Here is a 1,692-nt window from a genome sequence, read left to right on the forward strand (position 1 = left end):
CCATGACGATATAGATGGCGCAGCGCGGATCGCCGGCGCCGGACGCCCACCATTTCTCGCCGTTCAGCACATAATCGCCGCCCTGTCGCTCGCAGCGCATCGAGATGTTGGTCGCGTCCGAGGAGGCAACATCCGGCTCGGTCATCAGATAGGCCGAGCGGATCTTCCCCTCGAGCAGCGGCTCCAGCCAGTCCCGCTTGTGCGCCTCCGAGCCGTAGCGCTCCAGCACCTCCATGTTGCCGGTGTCGGGCGCCGAGCAGTTGAAGGTCTCGGCGCCGAGATGCGCCTTGCCCATCTCCTCTGCCAGATAGGCATATTCGACGGTGGAAAGACCGTAGCCGCGTTTGGAATCGGTCAGCCAGAAGTTCCACAACCCGCGCTCCCGCGCCGTCTTCTTCAAGCCTTCGAGGATTTCGGTCTGCCTGGCGGTGTAGGCCCAGCGGTCGCCCTCCTTGCCGATTTCGGCCAGAAACTCCTCCCCGAGTGGCGCGATCTCGTCGCGAACCATAGCCGCTACACGCTGGTGGATCGGCTTCAGCCGCTCGGTCATGCCGAGATTCATGTCCGCCATCGCTTCCGGTCCCTTTCGCAGATAAATCTTTACCCGTGGCAAGGATGACCGTACTTCGGCTAGCCTTGTCAACGCGAGTCCCCTCGCCGGTTTGACCGGGGGTGCGGAGGAATGCAATGAGCTATCTGGACAAGCTGTTCTCGGTCGCCGGCAAGACCGCGCTGGTGACGGGCGCGGCGACCGGCATTGGCCGCATGGTGGCGACCGGCTTGGTCCGCGCCGGCGCCCATGTGATGATCGCCTCGCGCAAGGGCGAGGATTGCGCAAAAGTCGCTAACGAATTGAACGCGCTCGGCGGCTCCGGCCAGGCCGAGGGCTTTGCCGGCGACGTGTCCAGCGAAGCTGGCATCGCCGCTCTTGTCACTGAGGTGAAGGCGCGCACGGAGCGCCTGCATATCCTGGTCAACAATGCCGGCATTTCCTGGGGCGCGCCGCTGCAGGATTTCCCCTATCACGCCTGGGCCAAGGTGTTCGGCGTCAATGTCACCGCGGTCTTCCACCTGACGCGGGAGCTTTTGCCGCTGCTTGACGCGGCGGCAAGCGACGAGGATCCGGCCCGCGTGATCAATCTCGGCTCGGTGATGGGCACCCAGCCGCTTGCCGACGACGCCTATTCCTACGCCGCCTCCAAGGCCGCCGTGCATCATCTGACGCGCACGCTGGCGATCGAATTCGCCGCCCGCCGCATCACCGTCAACGCCTTTGCCCCCGGTCCTTTCCAGAGCCGTATGACGGCCTTCGCCACAGCGACCGAGGAGCAGGCGAAACATGTTGGTAACCATGTTCCGCTCGGCCGCATCGGCGTGGCGGATGACATTGCCGGCGCAACGCTTTATTTGTGCAGCCGTGCCGGAAGCTATGTCACCGGCGCCATCCTGCCTATCGACGGCGGCCAGTCGGTGCAGCATGGAATGACGTTGTTCAAGGAGTAAGACGCCCGATTCAAGGAATCCGGGCGGGGTTCAAGGAATAAGATGCCCGGTTCAAGGAATCCGGGCGGGGGTGCGGAGGACATGAGCGTGGAACCGATCAGTCTCGATACGCTTCTGGCAAGCGTCGGCAAGGAGGTCGGCGTCTCGCCCTGGCGAACGGTGACACAGCGCATGATCGACCAGTTCGCC

The 1,692-nt window shown here is 63.9% G+C and carries 2 protein-coding genes and 1 pseudogene; 2 read left to right on the top strand and 1 reads right to left on the bottom strand.

Annotation, left to right across the window (positions count from 1 at the left end; all coding sequences use genetic code 11):
- A partial coding sequence (locus tag EOA27_RS35460; protein WP_189562274.1) for an acyl-CoA dehydrogenase family protein occupies nt 1–571 on the bottom strand: 571 nt, incomplete at its 3' end.
- Between the two features lie 116 nt (nt 572–687).
- Here EOA27_RS35460 and EOA27_RS35465 point away from each other — a divergent pair.
- Both EOA27_RS35465 and EOA27_RS42680 read left to right on the top strand, forming a co-directional pair.
- Nucleotides 688–1,503, top strand: coding sequence for an SDR family oxidoreductase (locus tag EOA27_RS35465; protein WP_126081422.1), 816 nt, complete (start codon nt 688–690; stop codon nt 1,501–1,503).
- An 81-nt stretch (nt 1,504–1,584) separates the two neighbouring features.
- Nucleotides 1,585–1,692 (top strand): annotated as a pseudogene (locus tag EOA27_RS42680) (MaoC family dehydratase); the annotation flags it as partial.

This window comes from Mesorhizobium sp. M2A.F.Ca.ET.037.01.1.1, from assembly GCF_003998075.1.
In the GTDB taxonomy this organism is placed as follows: Bacteria; Pseudomonadota; Alphaproteobacteria; order Rhizobiales; family Rhizobiaceae; genus Mesorhizobium.

Coding starts and splice junctions, on each gene's coding strand:
- EOA27_RS35465 (WP_126081422.1), top strand. CDS start 688: ATGAGCTATCTGGACAAGCTGTTCTCGGTCGCCGGCAAGACCGCGCTG.